Consider the following 18,152-nt stretch of genomic DNA (forward strand, 5'->3'; position numbering starts at 1 on the left):
CACCGCTAGGTTCTGTCACAGCTTCACCTCCAAAAACCCCTTCCGAGTCGTGTCGGGCAAGAGGTTGCCATCCTCGTCGTTCACTAACGACCAGCGGTAAGCCCATACGTCCGAAAGGGTCGGATCGTCGGAGATTATGAATCCGTCGATTAAACCGGCCATTGGTTGTATGCGCCCGATTCGTCCACCGCCCGTGGAGGGGTCGGACACAATGACCCCTTGGAGCGTGATGTAGGTCCAGACGCTAGGATTCGAACACACGTTCGGATAGTGCGCCTGGGGTACGACAACTACGACGTCCGCATCTTTCGGCGCGGCCCAGCTCTTGTGTGTTATAAACCCTCCATTTACCCATAATGCCAGGCCAGGGCACAGATTGGCCACGATTTTGGCATACAGCGTCAACGCTTCGAAGATGACTTCACGGTCATCGCGGAACGGAGCATTCTCAACAAATGCTTCGTAGACCTGCTCAAAGGTCGCCTGATGCCGTCCTACTGGCAAAGTCGCGTACCGTCCACCGGTCGGTGGAATCGCCACTTGGTTCCTCCCCACGGCTCGGTACGTCGCCCCCCGGCGTCGCTTTCAGCGATCAGCCAGATAGTAGATGCACGCCGGTATGCCTCGCCCCCGCGTTGACCAAGTTGCAAACCGTCCGTTATCGCACCGGCGCACAAGTCGGCGTTGGTCGTTCGAACCTCACACCGCGGCCCAAAGCCGCCGATACCCCGCGATAGTGGTCAGCACGTCGGGGTCCAAATCCTGGATCGCACTTGCGGCCCAAGCCATGCTGACGTCATCGACTTGCTTGCTAGTCAGCGTTCCGCCGATCCCGTTGCGGCGGTCGTAAAACCGCGCAGCCTGAACCAAAGTGGCGTAGCGGATGGCGCTTGGAATCGCCGACCATCCCCACCGTGCCGACACCCGCACGCCGTTCCGCAAACCGTTGGGCTTCACCGCAGATGACGGCAGAACCTCTATCCGAGTCCACGGCCGGCCGATAGCGGCGGCGTTGATCGGGGTGAGCTTGTAGGCGGTGATCGCGGCTTCAGGGGTGCCGTCCCGGTCGACCTCGATGACGAGTGCGTCATCGCTCATCAGATCGTCAATGTCGATCAGCCATCGGTCCCGGTAGAACTCGGGGGTGTACCAACGAGTTTCGTTGCTGGCCACCTGACCGAAACATCGCCCGGTCGCCTTGTCGATGGCGCGGGAAGCGGCCTCGACAGCGAGGGTCAATTCAGCCTCGTTCTCGACCGGGTCGATAGATTCCGAATGCCACGCGGCGAGTTCGTCGGCGGTGACATATTGCGGTGCCCATGCCATAACTGCCCCTTAGCTTTTGACTCTGGTGCGCCTCTTCGGCGCAGGCTTTGCGGGCGGGTCGACCTGTCCGGCCCGCGCGGCGATTTCCGCGCGGACCTCGGACAGTTCGGTGACCAGCTCAGCCTCGCGCGCGGCGAGTTGTGCAATGGTCCTGGTGGGCATCCTTTACGCCACGTCCTCCGTTGCCAGCACCACGTACGCCTTCCGGTTCTGGATATTGCCGTCCGCGCGTTCCCAGGCCACGTACTCGACCTGGCCGTTATTCATGCGCGTGTACGGGTTCACCACCACCGTCAGCGGAGCAACCCGGCGAATCACGTAGGCTTCCCGAAGGTCGCCCAGCACAGTGAAATTGGCGGAATCGCCAGCCGGACTCGGGAACGACTGATCCAGCACCACGGGGTAGCCCAGCAGGGTCTTCTGCGGCGCCTGACCGGCGCCCGATGCGGCCTGATCGAAGATCAACGGACGGCCGTTGTCGTCTACCAGCTTGCGTACCGCGGTCCACGTTGCTTTGTTGAACACCCATTTCGCGTTCTGCTCGTAGGCCGGATCAAGTTTGGCTTCCAGGTCCAGCAGATCGGCATAGGTGATGGTGGTCGTGGTGGCCAGTTCGTGGTCGTGAGTCAGACCGGCGTGGCAGATACCGAAGGGCAATGTAGTTCCGGTGCCGATGGCCCAGTCGCTTGCCTGCTTGCGCATGATGCGCTCACCGAGCTTGCGCGCCACAAGGCCCTGAATGTCGAACTCGGCATCCTGCAACAGTTCAACGCTCACCCGCAGCGGAGTGGTCGTGCCCGCGCCAGAGCTGGTGTACTTGAACGCGCCAAGGTTCACCGTTCCGAACGTCAGATCGGCACCATCGGCGAATGCGGCCTCTTCCGCGGTGATGCTGCCACTGTTGGCCGTATCATCGAGAGTCGGATACTCGATGGCGCCGCCCTTTTCGGTGGTGAAGGTGTCGACCTCGTTGGCCAAGCCGCCGAATGCCTTCTGGACCTCGACCAGCTTTTGGCGGAAGCCGGGGCTGACCAGATAGCCGCCCTCGGAGTCGGTGCCGACTTGCTGCGCGCGAAGCTCCTGAATGTCCTGATTGGCCCTGCCGGTGCGCAGGTAGCTTTCAAAGGCGCGGTCCAGGGTGTCATCCTGCTTGACGGTAGCCACGTTGACAGCGGCAGCAACAGAGGCGTTCGGGGCCATATATGCCGACTGGCGGGCGCGAAGCTCCTGAGTCTTCTGGGCGGCCTTCAGTTGGCCTTCCAGTTCCTCGTAGCTCTGGACCTCGTCGTCTGTCAGCGAACGGGTTTCGCCTGCGTCGGCGATTTCCTGAAGCTTCGCCAAAATCTCTTCGATAGACAATTAGTGAGTTACCTTTCGGTGAGCCCGCGCCTTTGCACGGATGATTTGGGTTTGGCCGTTGGGTCTGGCCGGGATATCGCTCAGAGAGCGGAGTTGTACTGATGTGCCCGCATAGGCGGGCTGGCTGACCGGACTTACCTCGATCAAGCGAGCCACGCTGGTGTGGGTACGTAGTTCGCGCCCGTCTGGTGTGTGGCCCCAGTCCTCTTGTCCCGCGATGAATCCGAAGGACATGCCGGTGAGGTCACCGCGCTTGACTAGCTCGCGTAGGTCCCTGCCGTCGCTGGTGTCGGGGATATCCAACTCGAAATGGAGTCCCGTGCTGTCGGTGCTCAGTCGGAGCGTGCCCGACGATTGGCGACCCAGCAGCCGTGCCGAGTCGTGCTGATAGAACGAACGCACATCGGTTGCCGGATCGGCTAGCGTGGCGTCGAACGCGGTGGTCGCCAGCGTTTCTAGGTAGCTGCCGAAGTCGGCGTATTGGCTGAACACCGCCGCCCGGCCGGTGAGTTTGTCGCCGGTGATTTCGGATCGGAGTTCGACATTGAAGTGGCTAAGCATCGTCGCCCTCGGGTAGCTCTTGTGAGACTTGCGGCATCGCCGGCCGATTCAATATCTGGCGAGCCTCGTCAACGGTGAGGATCGGTTGGTTGCCGGTCTGCTTCATCAGCAGCTCAATCTCTTGGTCGGGCGTTCCTGCGAACAGTTGCCGAAAATCGAACTCGACCTTGCGGCTGCCGTCGAACAATCGGGATAGCCTCGCCTCGATGCGCGAGGTCCATTGCTGTAGAGTGAATTTCTGAAACGCCAAAGTTTGTTCTGTAATTCCACTTCCCCAGCTCGTGGAGCGCTCCACGTCGCCGATAAGGTGTGGGGGCACTCCGAACCATCTCGCTACTTCGGAGGTGGAGAATTTTCTACTTTCCAAAAATTGGGCATTGACCGGGTCCACCGACCATTGGGACACGTTGAGCGCCTTGGAAAAGACCGCCATCGATCCGGCGTTGCGTTCGCCACCGACAACGCGGTCCAGGGTGTCGCGCACTACCTCGGCCTCGTCGGAAGTGAGGTCTTCGGTCGGTGTGACAATCGCGCTCATCAGCGCGCCGTTGTGGAATAGCCTTCCGGCCGAACGCTCCCCGGCGATGGCGGTGCCAAGGGATTGGCGGGCAATGGATATCGGCGAAACGCCGCGTACTCCGTCCAGGCTCAGCCCGGGGATATGCAGAATCTCGCGGTCGGTGAGTTCCTTGGACGTGCCGTTTTCCAGTTGGACGCGGTAGACCTTGCGGCCGTTCTTTATGTCGATACCGACACACTGCGACGGTAGCGGCTGTAGAGAGTGCAACACGCCAGCGCCGTTGAACACCTTCAGCGCGTGGAAGTTTCCTCGGAGCAGCAGCGCCACCATCAGGCCCTCGATGAACTCGTGGGCGGTCGGCCCATCGGGGCCGGCAGGGTTGTCCAGCCACGAACTGACGCGCCGTGTGGTGCCGTCAGCGTCGGTGTGGACGGTGCGCAGCGGCAGGGTGGCGATAGTCCCGCTGAGCAGTTGAACGCATCGGTAGACGGCTGATAGCCCCATAGCGGATTGCTCAGTGACGCTGACGCCGGAAAGGGCTGGCCCGCCGCCGAACAAGTGGGCGGCGAAGGGATCGGCGATGCTCCAATCGCGCGTTTCGGGCGGTTCGTACGGTTCTGGGATTCGGAATAATCGGGAAAGGAAAGACAACTAGCGGACTCCTGCGATGAGGGCAACAAGGGGGTGACGTTTCGGTGCCGGATGCGAAGCGCGGTCAAAGCACATCGCCAGCGCGGCGGCGGCGTCGATCTTGCCGCGGGATTTGTTCTTAGCCAGCAGAAAACCCCGCTCGTTATAGCGGGGTATCGCGTTTAAGACTTGGCGGGTGTACAGCTCGTCACCGTCATGGGAGACGGTGCCCGTAACGATGGCCTCGTACAAGGCGACGTAAGCCGGCGACATCCGCTCCAACGACTGGGGAAACTCCACCATCGGCATCCCTTCATCGGCGAGCATCTGGCCCGGTATTTCAAACAGCCGCGGGTCATAGGCGCACTCCTGGAGGTCGTACTGGCTGTCCAGTTCGCGGAGGAATTGCATCACCGACGACAGGTCTATGGTTTCGGCTTTGGTCGGTGTCCAGATTCTCGCGGTGGTGTGGAACTTCCCATCGGGGCGGTGCTGGCCGTAGACAACGGCGGTGGTATCTCGTTTGATGCCCACGTCGATGCCGACCCAAGTGGGTGCCTTGGGCTTGGGCTGGTAGTCGCTCTTCAGGGCGCCCCAGATGGTGCGCCCGTCCGGCCCTAGCCATGAGTCAACGCCGTCGACCCAACGCCCAAGGTGGAAGATTTCAAAGTGCGACAGCGGTGAGGTCTCGATGGCCACCCGTAGCGCGTCGATGGACTGATACCCGGCGTCCAACGCGGGGCACGCATGACGCCACGTCTTCTCGTCGTAGGGGTCCATCTCGTCGGGAGCGGAATACTCGGTGAACGAAAACCCCGGCGGGCGCCTACCGTCCAGCCAGGCGCTCCGCAGATGCCATAGTGCGTTTTCGCGGTCCAGTCCCGGCGTACCAATGGCAACGATCACCGAGCGCGACCGTTTACCCGACGCCAAGACCATTGACGACCACGACTCGACCGGCTGGAAACCGATTTCATCGACCACTGCTACCGGGCCGGGGTCCAACCCCTGCAACCCATCGGGATCATTCGCGACCGGGAAGCAGACCCCGCCGCTGTATCCGACGACGAACCGGCTATCACCGATGGCGGTGTAGCGGATCGAACGGTTGGCTAGCTCCGGTTCGGCGTTGATCATCGCCACCGCCACGTCGTAGACCGAGCGCTTAGCCTGCCCGACAGTCGTGGCCATCACCGGCACCTGTGGCGCGCCGTCCTCGTAGCGGTCGAACGTCGCCCACACCGCCAGCGCCGCGAGAAGAGTTGATTTCCCCTGCCCGCGCGGGCATTGCAGGACGGCCTGCCGAACGACGGGCGAGAGGATTTCGGCTATCCAATCCTTCTGAAACCGGGCCAGCTTGAGCGGCTTACCGTGGCCGTGCCCCTTCGGGCTTCTGCAGTAGGTCTGGATGAACCGGATGGCCCGCTGTGCGGTGTCCTTCTCACGCCAGCGATACCAAGGCGGCTCGGAGAGGTCTTCGAACCTACTTCGGGCATTGCCGTTCATTGACCTCCCTTCCGAGGCGTTGCGTTACATCCGCGACCTGCGCGTTTGCTGGCTACGTACGATGTTGTTGCACGCGCGAAACGCCCGCCTACCAGCGGGTTTGCTGTGGAAGTCGGGTTTCGTTATAAGCGTGCGAGACGCCCGAAGGGTCGGCGAGAGGCGGCAGGTTGCGAACTTTTAGCCCTCTGACCTGAGGCCATGCCTACTCGCCGGTTCCGCCGTACCGGAATGCGGTGCGCAGGAACGGCGCGTGCGCGGGGGTATCGCCCGTGCCGTGCTCGATAAATGGCGCGGCAGGGTCATCGCTGTACACCTCGCCAACCTGAACGCCGCTGCCTTTGTCGATGCCGTTGAGCCGGCCGCTCTTGCGAGCCTTGATCGAATTGCGAAACTTGCCAGTATCAACAGGGGCGAGGGAGCGCACGGTCTCGGCTACTTCCTCGACGAACTCATCAAGCTCACTGCGAACGGCGCTGCTGCTCTTGGCCTCTTCGGCGATGGCCTTCTCAATCTCGCGTGGGTCGATGCTCACCTTCATTGGGGTCGCCCGCCTTTCGCTGAGTTGCAGAAGATGCACGCAGGCGCCAAGTTCGCTCGGGCGTGGTTGCGGGCATCCCCGTCAAGGTGGTCATACGACGTAGCCACACCCGTGCACTTCGGCGATATGCGCAACGTGCACCCACCCCGCGGTTTCGGTAGAGCGCGGTAGCTCGGATGCTCGTACCTCTGTGCGCGCCAAGTGCGTTCACATCCACGGCACCGCGAGCCACCAGGGCGGGCCATCCGCGGGCAGTCGAGGCACGGGCGTGGGGGCTGCCTCATCGCGCCCCCGGCTGGGCATTCATCGCCTGCGTATGGTGCGAGACATCACTAGCGAGGTCGGGGACCTTCGAATTGTCGATGTTGACATTGACCTGCGGCGGTCCCGGCGGCTGACCGTTGCCTTGGTGCGCCTGCTGAGCCTCTTTCGCGGCGACCTGCTCGGCGCTCAACGGCTTATCGCCGTTGCCCTGCAAGGCATCTGTCAAGCTGCCTGCGAGATTTGGAGCAACGGGCTTGACGCCCGCGATGCCGCCGAGAATCCGGCCGGCCCATCCACGAGCCGGGTCGGCCAATTGGGATTCCACGGGTAGGAACGTCTCGGCGAGTGCTTCGACACCGATTGCGGTGAGTTCAGCACCGGCTTGGACGGCCCTATTAATCTCGTCAATGGCGATCTGAGCCCCTTGTCCCGCAACAGCACCCGCTGCACCGCCACCGGGGAACATGCCTCCCGCTGCACTCATGGCCGCACCGGGCAATGACTGGGCAAGGCCGATCAAGCCACCACCACTCAGACCAAAACCCTCCTGCGCGGGCTTGCCCTCCGCGTAAGCGCGACCCATCACGGGTGTTGAGGCGGTGCCGGTGGGACCGGTTGGGCCGAACGGCTGTGTCGCCGGCGCCATACCAGGGGTACCGGGAACGGGACCGGGCGCTGGACCTAATCCCATACCCGAGGCGGGAGTACCGAACGGCGCACCCATCGGCGAAGCGCCGGGGATACCCATCGGTGTGGCACCGAAGCCCGGTGTGTAGCTGGAGGGCGGCGTGGTCGGTGCACCCGACGAGTACGGTGCGGTCGGCGTCGTCCCGCCGGGAAGATAACCCGTGATGCTCGGAAGAGTACCGAACATGCTCTGGCGCGGCGAAAGCATGCCCAACAGACCGGAACCCGGCCCAGCGGTGCCGAATACGTTTGTCGCGCCGGTCAATGCGCCAATCGCGGGGGCCATCGCCGTATTCGCAAGCACCTTGAAGATGTTTGAGAAGACGCCCGGCATTCCTTGCGAGAAACCGAAATCGGAGTCTATCGGTGCGCCGATCTGCTGCTGCACAGGCTGCGCGCTGGTCGCGGCACCGGTTGCAGAGTCAGCGAAGGCCGCGTGATCCACACCTTGCAGATAGACAGGCACGGCGCCGTCCGTGAGCCCACCAGGTACGGGCAGGCTCCAATGTTCGCTGAACTGCGGATCAAGCGCACCAACAGCGGCGCCGCCGTAGGTTGCGCCTTGCCCTGTCCCGCCGCCCGATTCAAAGTTGACCCCGCTCGGCAGGGTGGCGGCCATGTGCTGCGGATTGATACCGATATTCAGGTTGCCGGGAACGTAACCGCGGGTTGCGCCGAGCGATTGGAGGACCTGGCCTGCCGTGTGGGTGGTGAACAGTCGACTCGGGTCGGTCTCGCCCTTGATCAGCAGCTCAACCAAGTCGCTGACCGCGCCCGAACAGTCACTGAGTCCCTTGACCAGATCGGACGCGCCCCAGTCGTACTGACCGCCGCTGCTGGACCGCGCCAGCGATTCGAGCGCTGTTGCGGGACCATAGGGTGAGTACGGGCCGGTGATACCGCCCTGGTCGAATCCACGGACGCCCAAGCGTCTACCCGTCTCAGCCCAGATCGCCAGGGAGCGTTGCCCGCCGTTAAGGGGAATGAAGGCCTCACCGCCCGTTGACGGTTCGGCCCACTGCACCAAACCCTCGGTTGCCGGCTGGATCACCGCGGAAGTCGGCAGAGTGCCGAAGATGCCGCCCTCGGCGCGGGGTACAGGCGCGAAGACGTCAAGCGGGTTTCGTTGTTGCGACGGCGCTACCGGCGTAGACGGCTGAATCGCCGGCCCGCCGTCCTCCGAGGTCGACGGCACCCCGGGGACACCGGGTGCGCCCCGTGTCCGTTTCGGCACGGAATCGAAAATGTCATTGATGGCGCGGGGGATGTCCTCGAACCACTGATCCATATTCAAGCTGTCGCGAATGCTGGCGATGACGCTTTGAATATTCCGCCCGGCGGTCTGCCATTCGTTAAGAGAGTTGCTGACCGCTGTGTCAGCGGCCCGCTTGGAGGCACCTTCGACTTGGCCGAATGCGTTTACGGCGGTGGACAAGTCGAATCGGGACATCGCCCCCTTCAAGTCCTCGGCCTGAGTTCCGAAGAGTTGCACCGCGACCCGTGACTGCTCAACGGGGTCCTGAATCGCTCGGATTTTGTCGACGACTAGATCAAAGGCCTCGGCCGATGCTCTGCCGCCTTCGCCGAACCTACGGGCCATATCGTCGGCGTTCAGGCCGAGAGCGGTAAAGGCGTCGGTCGTCGTCTTGCTGCCATCGACGGCCCTGATCGAGAACTCTTTAAGGGCATCGGCGGCGATGTCGGTGTCGCGGGCACCGCCTTGAATGGCCTGAGTCATCAAGCCGAACGCCTCGGCGCCGGTCAATCCGAGCGAGCGAAACTCAGTCGAATACTCGTTGATCGTGTCCAAAAAATCTTGACTGACGTTCAGGCCGCGCTGCTGGCCCGCGGTGATCAGATCGAAAGCGTTGGTCACGTCGGTGGCCATCCCCGTTTTGATCATCTGCGATGCCGAGCGCGCCACCGCGGGGATATCCTCACCGAGAATCGTGCTCACCGACGTGAGTTGTTCGATGGTCTTCTGCAGCGTGCCAACATCGGCGTTGGGCAGCACCAAGCCCGATTGAATTGCCGCCGTGGCGGTGCCAAGGTTCTCCTCGACGCTCGCGCCAAAATTCTGCGACCACGCCTTACCCGCGGCGGTGGCAACATTCGCCATCGATTCGGCGTTGATACCCAAGCGGGCCTGGGTCAGGTCAACCGCAAGTTCCTTAGACATGGCCGCCTGCATCTGCGGCCCAACGACTTTGATAGCAGCCGTCACGCCCCCGATGATCGCCATCGCGATTGGCCCGCCTTTACCGGCGAGCTTCGACATGGCGCCCGCCCCGGCGAATCCGCCGAGAAAGCTATCCGCGGCGTCATCACCAGCGCTCGCGGCGGATGACCGTGCGTCGATGTCGACAGTGGGTTTCGCGATCCGCTCAAAGGACCTCTGAAAATCGCGGGCAGCCTCACGGCCGGCGCGGTCGAAATCACCATTGCGCAACCCCGCAGCGGCGTTGGAGCTGAACCGCCGCCCGGCATCGGTGCCTGCGTCGGCGAAGTCGCGCGCGGCTCGTCGTGCCGGATCGGAAGCGTCGATGTTCCTTAGCGGTTGCTCCAGCTGGCGGCGGAACTGCTGCCCAGCGGTTTGCCCCGCATCCTGAAACTCGTTGGAGAGTTGGCGGGCCGCAAGGGCCGCGGCACGGCGGTCCAGTGCGGCCTTTACGTCGATGCTGATTTCAGCCAAGGTCAATCCTTAAGGGTGGAAGTTTGGGAACGACGCCGCGCCCGCCGTCTCGCGTGCGCCTAAGGGCAGCTACAGCGAGGGCACTCGGCGGGGCGCGGGGCAAGAAAGGAGTAAAGAACCCCGCTTAACGCGGCGTCGTGTGACCGGGCCGAAGGAGAAGGACCGGCCGCGGTCAGTCTTTGTGGTGAGTGCTACAGCAAATGCTCACTCGGTGGAATAAGCGTTATTGCAATCTCAGTAGGATTCTGAGCAAATTAGATGGCTCGGCCGGTACCGTCTAGCCGGAAGCGGCCCGTTCGTCGCGCTGTGTGCTGCTGACGCGGCAGCCGGGGGCTTTAATCCTGCTGCTCGACAAAGTCGACAATCGCGTCACAGACAGTGAGGGCGGCGGTCCGGTCGAAGATGATGAAATGCTCGGTCCCGCGTACCTTGCGGCTAAGCCTGATGAGTCCGGTTCGGGTGAGGCCGATTGTGTATGGCTCACCAACGGCGGCGGCGATGGTGGTCACTGATCAGCCGGGTAACGCATGATGTACGGCCGACCGCTGACAATGCGCGCCAGTTCCTCGGCCTCGGCCTTATTGAGTCGGAACTGGCGGTAACCGACCGTGACGAGCCAACCGCCGTCGTGCTCGGTGACGGTGAACGGCCTGCAATAAGCGGTCAAACTTGCTCCCCTATTAGAAGTATTTATTAGCAGGACTAGACAAGCGGAATGTCTTGTTTCAGGCGTACCAGTAAGGGCGGAGCTGGCATCGCCGTGCCGAAACCCCTGATCTACTTCGCCGGGCGAACGGTTCGACAAAAAAGCGAGTAGCTCCGCAACGGGGTTTTTTTCGAACGCCCCAAGGGCAAAATCCACACAAGGTGAGTAGTTCCTCAACTGGAGGTTGCTACCTCCCGAAGGAAAGTAATCACGTGGGTGAGTAGTCCCTCAACGGGAGTTGCAACCTCCCGCTAGGTAGCGAACCACCCAGTTACCAGCCCACTCGGGTTACGGGGCCTACCGCGCCACCGCGCACCGGGGTTGGGTTTTTCGTCACTGGATACGAACCGTCGAACCGGTTCCTCGGCGGGCTACCTGGTACGCATGAGAGAGAGTCATATGAAGAACGTGCCCCGTCGCAGGTCAGAGGGCATAGCCGTAACACTGAGTATTACCGGCGTAACACTGAGTGTTACGGAATACGGCAAAGTCGCAGGTCGCCGCCTACCGGGCGTAACACTGAGTGTTACGGGTGCAGCTTGCACTCCGAGAGGTGGTGGCCCTCGGCGCCACCGCAAATCTCATCCGGCAGCACCAGGCACATGATGTTCGACTCCGCGGCGAGGAATCCGAGCCCTATCGCCCGCCTGATCTCATTTTGTAACTGGCGCTTGCCTTTGCCGAGCACTTCGGGCAGTACGGATTCGCCACCCATCCGAAATGGGGCATGGCCATTCTTTCGGTGGTGGCTGTAGGCCAGCGCAACAATGCGCAACCAAAGCGGTAGTTTCTCTTTAGCCCGGTCGCTCCAAAATGAGTGAAAGTGTATTGCGGCCGGATCGCCTCGACCCATGTCTGAAGGTCGCTTACGTGTGGATTTCAACCTTGCTCACCGTATCTGCCCGCTCTGGGCCATCATCTTGTGAATCAATGATTTTCTGCGCATCGGCTATCAGGCCTATCGCCTCATCGCGGTCGAGTAGAATGAAGCTGCGCCCTTGAGCGATCTGCATTCCCCCGCAGCGGCGGCGCGAGAGCCTGATCGGATTCCTCGCCATTCGTTCCCCTATCTCATCCCTAAAAGGCTCAGACCTTCGCCGCAAGCCCGCCATTCAACGCCATCGCGCCGGCCAGAATCTCGCGGCCTAAATCGTCGGCGGTATCGGGATTAATCGGGACGATGAATTTATCGCCCTCAATCGAGCAGATTTCCAAGATGATGGCCCGCCCGCCCTGGTCGGAAAGGCGGACAGTGAAGTCCGCGCCCGGGATTTTATAGATCATGTTTTTACTTTCTGATGAGTTTGGATCGCCGCCGCTCGATATCGCGGAGAAGCGCCATTGCAGATTTGCGGCGCACGTCGTAGCGGTGCTGACGTTCGTTGAAGCACGGGCGGCACTCGCTGCCGATGTAATCGGCCGGAACCCGCAATTCGTGCTCACCCCTTTTGCACAGCATGGTTCCCCCTATAGGGTTACGGATGGTTGCCAAAAATTTTGAGGGCTGACTCCCTCTACCTATATGTCATTTGCGACACCATAAGCAGCCGTCCTCCGGTGAATAATCGGTGTGATTCTCACCACAATCGCATTTCATTAAGCACGACCGCCCGCATTCGGCATACCGCAGGCAAGTACAGTGCGCGCATTTGCGCACGGGCATGTCAGGTAACGGTAATTCCTCGGCCCGTCCGCGCCGTCTACGCCGCCGCGCATTGGCGGCGTCGCGTTTGCACCCATCCGCGCAATAACGCGGTTGGGTACCGGGCCTGCGCTTAATCCCGCTGAGGCATCCGTTGCAATGGCATGCCTCGAAATACTGAAACCAGAACATCGGAGATTCCGGGAACTCGCACGCCGGCTCCCATGCGAGCGCCAGCGGCCACCCGCACCGCACGCACACTTCCAGCAACCGACTTGAGGTCTGCTCGCTCCGGTGCTCGTACTCGGAGACGAAATGGAAACCGCCCGGTTCGTCGGCGGTGAAATCCTCGCCCTCATCCGGCAGTTCGGCACTGGGGTCGGCCCCGTCAGAGTCCCTGGCGTATTCCGTGGAGCTGTCCCCTCTGGAGGCGGCGAGGATTTCATCGACATTGTTAGTCAGGCCTTCGTCCGCTACCGCCAGCATCGAGAGCGCCGACGTCGGCTTGCGATATTGCCGCTGCTTGTCTGACTGCCGCCAGCACCGCCCCGCTGTCATATCCGAGCCGGACCCGATGCCCCTGTTCGGCTTCGGCCGCTGTACGACCTCGGCTAGCTCGGGATGCTCCGCTGTGAATTCGGCCCACCGCTTCGGGTCTTTGCAGGCGCCGTCGTCGTGATGGAAGTGTCGGTACGCGGAGCGCGCCGCGGCGACGAGGTCGGCGTCAGTGCTGATGCCCGTCACCGCACCACCCCCACCCCGGTGCGTCTGTGCCGTCAGCGTGGCGCTGAGGGGCCAGCGCCACCGTCACCACAAGCTCGTACGGCTTGAACCATGTCGTGACGTCATCGCCGTGAAGCGAGCCGTCCGGCCTTCTACGCACCCTTCCGAACGCCACCCCGTACTCCGTCAGGTGCGGACGCTTGCGGTCCTCGTTGATCTCCACCACGGTTCCGGTCTGGCCGCGGAATTGGAGCCAGGTGCCCTTCGACAGATAGCGGTTCTCGTCGCGCTCGATGCGGACTCGGTCGCCTACCTTCATGCTCGCGCACCGCCCGGTCACCCGACCAACCCCCACCCCGACGAATCTGTGCCGTCAGCCGCGCGGGCAGCATTCAGGATGGATGCGATCCGGTCCCGCTGGTCGGGCGTCATGGGCGGCGCCGCCGCCACGACCTCGGCCACCTGATCGGCAAACTCGTAAGACTCCTCAGTCAAAACTTCCATTCGGCATTTCCCCTTTTAGACATAAAAATGCGGCGGCGGTCGGAACCGTCGCCGCTGAAGTCAGCAAATAAAAATGCAGCCTGCCAGAATGGCAGGCTGCTGGTGTTTTCAGTTCAAGCTATTTGGTGCAATTTTGCCGACCCGGCCCCGTCCGCGGGATTCGCACGCGCGATGGGGTACAAGCTACGGGTCGAGCTGATGTGGTTATCTTCGCCGGTCGTCACGCTTCCCAGCCCCCAGGCTGACGGGTGCTCCGGATCGTTTTGCTGCTTCGAGTGTAGCCCAGGCTCAGACAGGCACCCTCCACCGGATTTCGACCGTCTCGGGTCTGAACGTTCGGGTACCCCGTCCAGGCAGGTGCAGGACTGGCGTCATCAGTGAGGCGATGATCCCGCGGCGCTGAGCATTCGACAGCGTTGCCCAAGTCGCACGTACGTTCTCGGCGGCGACGATGGCAAGCGGCGACGACTGGCCCGCCGTCGCAATCTGCGCCTCCACATCGGCTAGCCGGGAAGCTACGCGCCCGTTCATCGCGCGGAATCGCGCAGGCGAGAGGATGCCGTCCGCGTAGTCCTGATCGATGTCGCTGCGCCGCCGCCGCAACGTGTCCGCCTCGGCCATCAGTGCTTTAGCGTCGGCCAGTTCGGGCGTCCACAGTTGGGCGGCGTCCGGTTGAGTGAGCCTGTCCAGAGTGACTTCGGTGACGTACTCGTCCACCGGGTCCGCCATGCGGGAGACGTGCCGGCCACTGGTGCATCTATACGTCGCCGTACCAGGTCTGGCGGCGGCGCCCCCGTGAACCGGGGCCTCGCACACCCCGCAGACGGCCACACCGGTCAGCAGTCGCTTAGCACCGTTGGGCCTGCGCCGCGAAGGGTCGCACAGAATCCGAACTGCGGCGCGCCAGGTGGTTTCGTCCACGATGGCGGGCCACTTCGCCCGTCCGGTGATCCCCAATTCGGGGTTCTGCCGGATCGCGCGACGATCCTCTTGCGGCCGGTGTCGGCGCATTCCGGCGTTGCGCGGGTTGGTGAGAACGTCTTTCACAGCTTGCCGTTGCCACGGCCCGCCCTGGGTCGTGATGAAACCGGCGGCATCCCAGCAGCGCGCGATTTCGGCGAGTGAGTCCCCCGCAAGGACCGCCGCGTAGCCCTGCCTGATTAGTGCGGCCTCGTTCTCGCGCACGGTGACGCCATCCGGCTCGTACCCGAAGGCTCTGCGACCACCAACCCAACGGCCTTGCTCTGCGGCCTGTTGGACGGCCGAACGCTGGCGGGCGCCCTTGCGTTCGACTTCTCCCTGAGCAACCGACGAGAGGATGCGGGCCACCAATCTGCCTGCATCCGTTGACGTGTCGACGCTATCGGCGGCCGTGACTATGTACGTCTTGTGTCGCTCGCAGCGCTCTAAGACGCTTTCCAGTTCGGATACGCGACGTAGAAGGCGGTCCATGTGGCGCGCCACGATCACGTCGAAGTCACCCTCGTCCACTCGACGCATCATCGCGTCGAATTGCGGTCGCGGCTTGCGGCTCGTTGCCGACACATCGTTATCCACGAACTCGGCGGCGATAGACCAACCGCGCGCAGTAATGAGCCGTTGGCAATCCTGCCGCTGGCGGTCGATACCGAGCTGGTCGCCTTGTCGGTCCTGGCTTTGTCGGAGGTAGACAGCGACACGCATGCGACATATGCTAGCATGTGGTCCACGCGACGCGCAGTGTGCGGTCCATTCCGCGGACGCTGAGCGTGCCACGATTGAGCGCCGCCTCGAACGGTTTCATCACGGTCGGGGGCAGCCGGAAGTTGCGGCGCAGCAGCGAACCGCTGACTTCGACGTTGGTGCCGATGCCGTAGGACCGCCATCGTTCGGCGGCGGCTGCTCGCGCTGTGGCCACCCGCTCGCGCACCACTTCCGTGGATTCGCCGTCCTTGGCCACGATCGCACCCGCCCGCAGTGAGTTCATTCGAACGTTGAGGTCCACCCGGTCGAGCAGCGGGCCGGAGAGCTTACCGAGGTAACGCCGCTTCTCGTGGCCGCTGCATACGCAGTCCCGAGGGTCGGGCCGCGCGCACGGGCACGGGTTCGCGGCCAACACCAGTTGGAACCGCGCCGGGTATCGTGCGACACCGTCGCGGCGGGCGAGGCGAATCTCGCCGTCTTCCAACGGTGTCCGAAGCGCCTCGAGCACACTGCAACCGATCTCGGCGCATTCGTCGAGGAACAGCACCCCGCGGTGCGCGCGGCTGACCGCGCCCGGCCGCGCCATCCCCGTGCCGCCGCCGACCATCGCCGCCACGCTCGACGTGTGATGTGGCGCGACGAACGGCGGCCGGGTGATCAACGGGGTGTCCTCGGACAGCAGGCCGGCCACCGAGTGGATCGCCGTGACTTCCAGCGCCTCACTCTCCGACAGCGGCGGCAGCAAGCCCGGAAGGCGTTGCGCCAGCATCGTTTTCCCCACGCCGGGCGGCCCGGTCAACATGAGGTGGTGACCACCGGCCGCGGCCACCTCGACGGCGTATCGCGCCTCGGTCTGTCCGACCACATCGGCGAGGTCGGCCGTGGGTTCGGGCTGCGACGACGGCGACGCAATGCGGGATTCGAGTTGCCCCTTGCCTTTGATCCACGATTTCAGCTGACCCAGGGTGCGCGCTCCCCACACCTCGATGTCGTCGACCAGGCTGGCTTCGGCGAGGTTCTCGGCAGGGACGACGACCGTGGGCCAGCCCTCCCGCTTGGCGGCCAGCACCGCCGGGAGGATGCCCTTGACGGGCCGGACCCGTCCATCGAGGGCCAACTCGCCGAGCAGCACGGTCTTCTCGAGCCGTGCCCAACGCTTTTTCGCCTGCGCCGACAACACCGACAACGCCAGCGCCAGGTCATACACCGACCCGACCTTGGGCAGCGTCGCCGGCGAGAGCGCCAGCGTCAGCCGGGACTGCGGCCAGTCGTCGCCGCAGTTGGTGATCGCCGCGCGGACCCGGTTGCGCGACTCCTGCAGAGCCGCGTCCGGCAGGCCGACCAGGTACACACCCGGCAGACCGGAGGAGATGTCGGCCTCGATCTCGACGATCCGACCGTCCAACGCGGACACCGCGACCGAGAACGCGCGCCCCAACGCCATCTACCCCACCCCTTGGAGATGGGTGATTTCCGGTGTGCGGCGCCGGCCGATCCGCACCCCGACGACGTCGATGCGCACCTGCGACCATCCGGTGTCCTGGGCCGCCAGCCACAACCCGGCGAGCCGCCGCAACCGGCGCACTTTCTGCGGGGTGACGGCCTGCGCGACGCCGCCGAACTGATCGCTCGTGCGGGTCTTCACCTCGACGAACACCACGATGCGGGCCGTGTCGTCGACTGCGATTACATCCAGCTCGCCATACCGGCACCGCCAGTTGCGGCCCAGCACCCGCAGCCCCAGTGAGCGCAGGTGATCGACCGCGAGTTGCTCTCCCAGCGCGCCGATCTCGGCGCGGGTCAGTGAAGTCATGCCATCACCGTCGAGTAGGCGACCGACACCTCGGCCGCATTCGGGCGCCGTTGCCCGCACTCATCCCCAACCAGCGATTCATCCACAGATCGGATTCGCGTTGTTTCGCCGGCGTCAAATCTGGGGTACACGCCGCCATGACCGACAAGTCGTTACACGGTGTTGCCGACCGAGCCACCGACAGTGATGCGTTCGAATACACCGCGCGTGCCGGTTTCGCGATCAGCGGCGTGCTGCATTTGCTCATCGGCTATCTGATTCTGCGAATCGCATTGGGCTCTGGCGGCAACGCCGACCAGTCCGGGGCGCTGGCGACGCTGGCACAACAGACCGGCGGCGCCGTGCTGTTGTGGGTGGTCACCGCCGGACTGCTGGCGCTCGGCCTGTGGCGGATCGCCGAAGCGGTCGTGGGCGCCAGACCCGGAGAGGGGTCCGGACCGCACAACGACGACACCCCGGCGTGGAAGCGGGCGAAATCGCTCGGCCTCGCCGCGGTCAACGTCGCCATCGCAATCTCAGCAGCGCGCTTCGCCACCGGCAGTGGACAGCAGAGCAGTCAGCAGAACGCCGGGCTCAGCGCACAGATAATGCAGTCCGGATGGGGCAAGGCCGTGCTGGTCGCGGTGGGCCTGGGGTTGATCGCCGTCGGCGGCTATCACGTCTACAAGGGCGCGACAAAGAAGTTCCGCAAAGACCTGCGCGTCTCCGGTGGCACCGGCGTCACCGCTGTCGGGGTCACGGGCTATGTGGCCAAAGGTCTGGTCCTCGCCGGCGCCGGGTTGCTCGTGATCGTGGCCACACTGCAAGCCGATCCCGCCAAGGCGGGCGGGCTCGACGCGGCGGTCAAGACGCTGGGGCAGGCGCCGTTCGGCAGGATCCTTCTCGTGCTCGCGGCCGTCGGTATCGCGGCGTTCGGCGCCTACAACTTCGTGCGGGCTCGGCACGGGAGGATGTAGCGCTCACTCCATCGGAAGTGCAAGCGCGGGCCGAAACGGTAT

The 18,152-nt window shown here is 63.5% G+C and carries 19 protein-coding genes and 1 pseudogene; 1 reads left to right on the forward strand and 19 read right to left on the reverse strand.

Annotated features, from left to right (window positions below; translation table 11 throughout):
* Positions 1–15 precede the first annotated feature (15 nt).
* The 19 genes and pseudogenes from G6N18_RS07650 to G6N18_RS07740 all read right to left on the reverse strand — a co-directional run bounded on the left by G6N18_RS07650 (position 16) and on the right by G6N18_RS07740 (position 17,154).
* Entirely contained in the window at positions 16–540 is a 525-nt protein-coding gene (locus G6N18_RS07650) for a DUF6932 family protein (RefSeq protein ID WP_133052433.1), read from the reverse strand.
* Positions 541–699: 159 nt separating this feature from the next.
* Entirely contained in the window at positions 700–1,326 is a 627-nt protein-coding gene (locus tag G6N18_RS07655; protein ID WP_082999833.1) for a hypothetical protein, read from the reverse strand.
* Positions 1,327–1,491: 165 nt separating this feature from the next.
* A complete protein-coding gene (locus tag G6N18_RS07660; RefSeq protein ID WP_082999832.1) occupies positions 1,492–2,685 on the reverse strand; it encodes a phage major capsid protein in 1,194 nt (397 codons plus the stop codon).
* Positions 2,686–3,246, reverse strand: a complete 561-nt coding sequence (locus G6N18_RS07665; RefSeq protein ID WP_082999831.1) for an HK97 family phage prohead protease — start codon at positions 3,244–3,246, stop codon at positions 2,686–2,688.
* Positions 3,239–4,417: a phage portal protein gene (locus G6N18_RS07670; RefSeq protein ID WP_133052432.1), complete on the reverse strand. Its 1,179-nt coding sequence runs from the start codon at positions 4,415–4,417 to the stop codon at positions 3,239–3,241. Before G6N18_RS07670 ends, G6N18_RS07665 begins: the two co-directional genes overlap by 8 nt.
* Complete coding sequence (locus G6N18_RS07675) at positions 4,418–5,902, reverse strand: terminase TerL endonuclease subunit (protein ID WP_082999829.1); 1,485 nt, start codon at positions 5,900–5,902, stop codon at positions 4,418–4,420.
* A gap of 202 nt (positions 5,903–6,104) precedes the next feature.
* Complete coding sequence (locus tag G6N18_RS07680; protein WP_082999828.1) at positions 6,105–6,440, reverse strand: HK97 gp10 family phage protein; 336 nt, start codon at positions 6,438–6,440, stop codon at positions 6,105–6,107.
* A gap of 280 nt (positions 6,441–6,720) precedes the next feature.
* The gene (locus tag G6N18_RS07685) at positions 6,721–10,083 is read right to left on the reverse strand and encodes a phage tail tape measure protein (RefSeq protein WP_082999827.1); all 3,363 of its coding nucleotides are present in this window, start codon (positions 10,081–10,083) and stop codon (positions 6,721–6,723) included.
* Positions 10,084–10,418: 335 nt separating this feature from the next.
* Positions 10,419–10,592 carry a hypothetical protein gene (locus tag G6N18_RS07690; protein ID WP_163689825.1) on the reverse strand — a complete coding sequence of 58 codons (174 nt, stop codon included), beginning with the start codon at positions 10,590–10,592 and terminating at the stop codon, positions 10,419–10,421.
* Positions 10,589–10,750, reverse strand: a complete 162-nt coding sequence (locus G6N18_RS07695) for a hypothetical protein (protein ID WP_163689828.1) — start codon at positions 10,748–10,750, stop codon at positions 10,589–10,591. Before G6N18_RS07695 ends, G6N18_RS07690 begins: the two co-directional genes overlap by 4 nt.
* 565 nt (positions 10,751–11,315) lie before the next feature.
* Positions 11,316–11,504: a hypothetical protein gene (locus G6N18_RS07700; RefSeq protein WP_082999826.1), complete on the reverse strand. Its 189-nt coding sequence runs from the start codon at positions 11,502–11,504 to the stop codon at positions 11,316–11,318.
* Positions 11,505–11,655: 151 nt separating this feature from the next.
* Positions 11,656–11,847, reverse strand: coding sequence for a hypothetical protein (locus tag G6N18_RS07705; protein ID WP_133052431.1), 192 nt, complete (start codon positions 11,845–11,847; stop codon positions 11,656–11,658).
* Between the two features lie 28 nt (positions 11,848–11,875).
* On the reverse strand, positions 11,876–12,073 hold the full coding sequence (locus G6N18_RS07710; RefSeq protein ID WP_082999825.1) for a hypothetical protein: 198 nt from the start codon (positions 12,071–12,073) through the stop codon (positions 11,876–11,878).
* A gap of 241 nt (positions 12,074–12,314) precedes the next feature.
* Positions 12,315–13,175, reverse strand: coding sequence for a hypothetical protein (locus G6N18_RS07715; RefSeq protein WP_082999824.1), 861 nt, complete (start codon positions 13,173–13,175; stop codon positions 12,315–12,317).
* Entirely contained in the window at positions 13,156–13,473 is a 318-nt protein-coding gene (locus G6N18_RS07720; protein WP_133052430.1) for a KOW domain-containing RNA-binding protein, read from the reverse strand. Before G6N18_RS07720 ends, G6N18_RS07715 begins: the two co-directional genes overlap by 20 nt.
* Positions 13,474–13,490: 17 nt before the next feature.
* Entirely contained in the window at positions 13,491–13,658 is a 168-nt protein-coding gene (locus G6N18_RS07725; RefSeq protein WP_163689830.1) for a hypothetical protein, read from the reverse strand.
* A 288-nt stretch (positions 13,659–13,946) separates the two neighbouring features.
* Complete coding sequence (locus G6N18_RS07730) at positions 13,947–15,341, reverse strand: recombinase family protein (RefSeq protein ID WP_082999822.1); 1,395 nt, start codon at positions 15,339–15,341, stop codon at positions 13,947–13,949.
* 19 nt (positions 15,342–15,360) lie between these two features.
* Positions 15,361–16,785 (reverse strand): annotated as a pseudogene (locus G6N18_RS07735) (YifB family Mg chelatase-like AAA ATPase); the annotation flags it as partial.
* A complete protein-coding gene (locus G6N18_RS07740) occupies positions 16,786–17,154 on the reverse strand; it encodes a YraN family protein (protein ID WP_067225049.1) in 369 nt (122 codons plus the stop codon).
* A gap of 137 nt (positions 17,155–17,291) precedes the next feature.
* Here G6N18_RS07740 and G6N18_RS07745 point away from each other — a divergent pair, with 137 nt between their 5' ends.
* Entirely contained in the window at positions 17,292–18,110 is an 819-nt protein-coding gene (locus G6N18_RS07745) for a DUF1206 domain-containing protein (protein ID WP_082999820.1), read from the forward strand.
* Positions 18,111–18,152 lie beyond the last annotated feature (42 nt).

This window comes from Mycolicibacterium celeriflavum, assembly GCF_010731795.1.
Classification (GTDB): Bacteria; Actinomycetota; Actinomycetes; order Mycobacteriales; family Mycobacteriaceae; genus Mycobacterium; species Mycobacterium celeriflavum.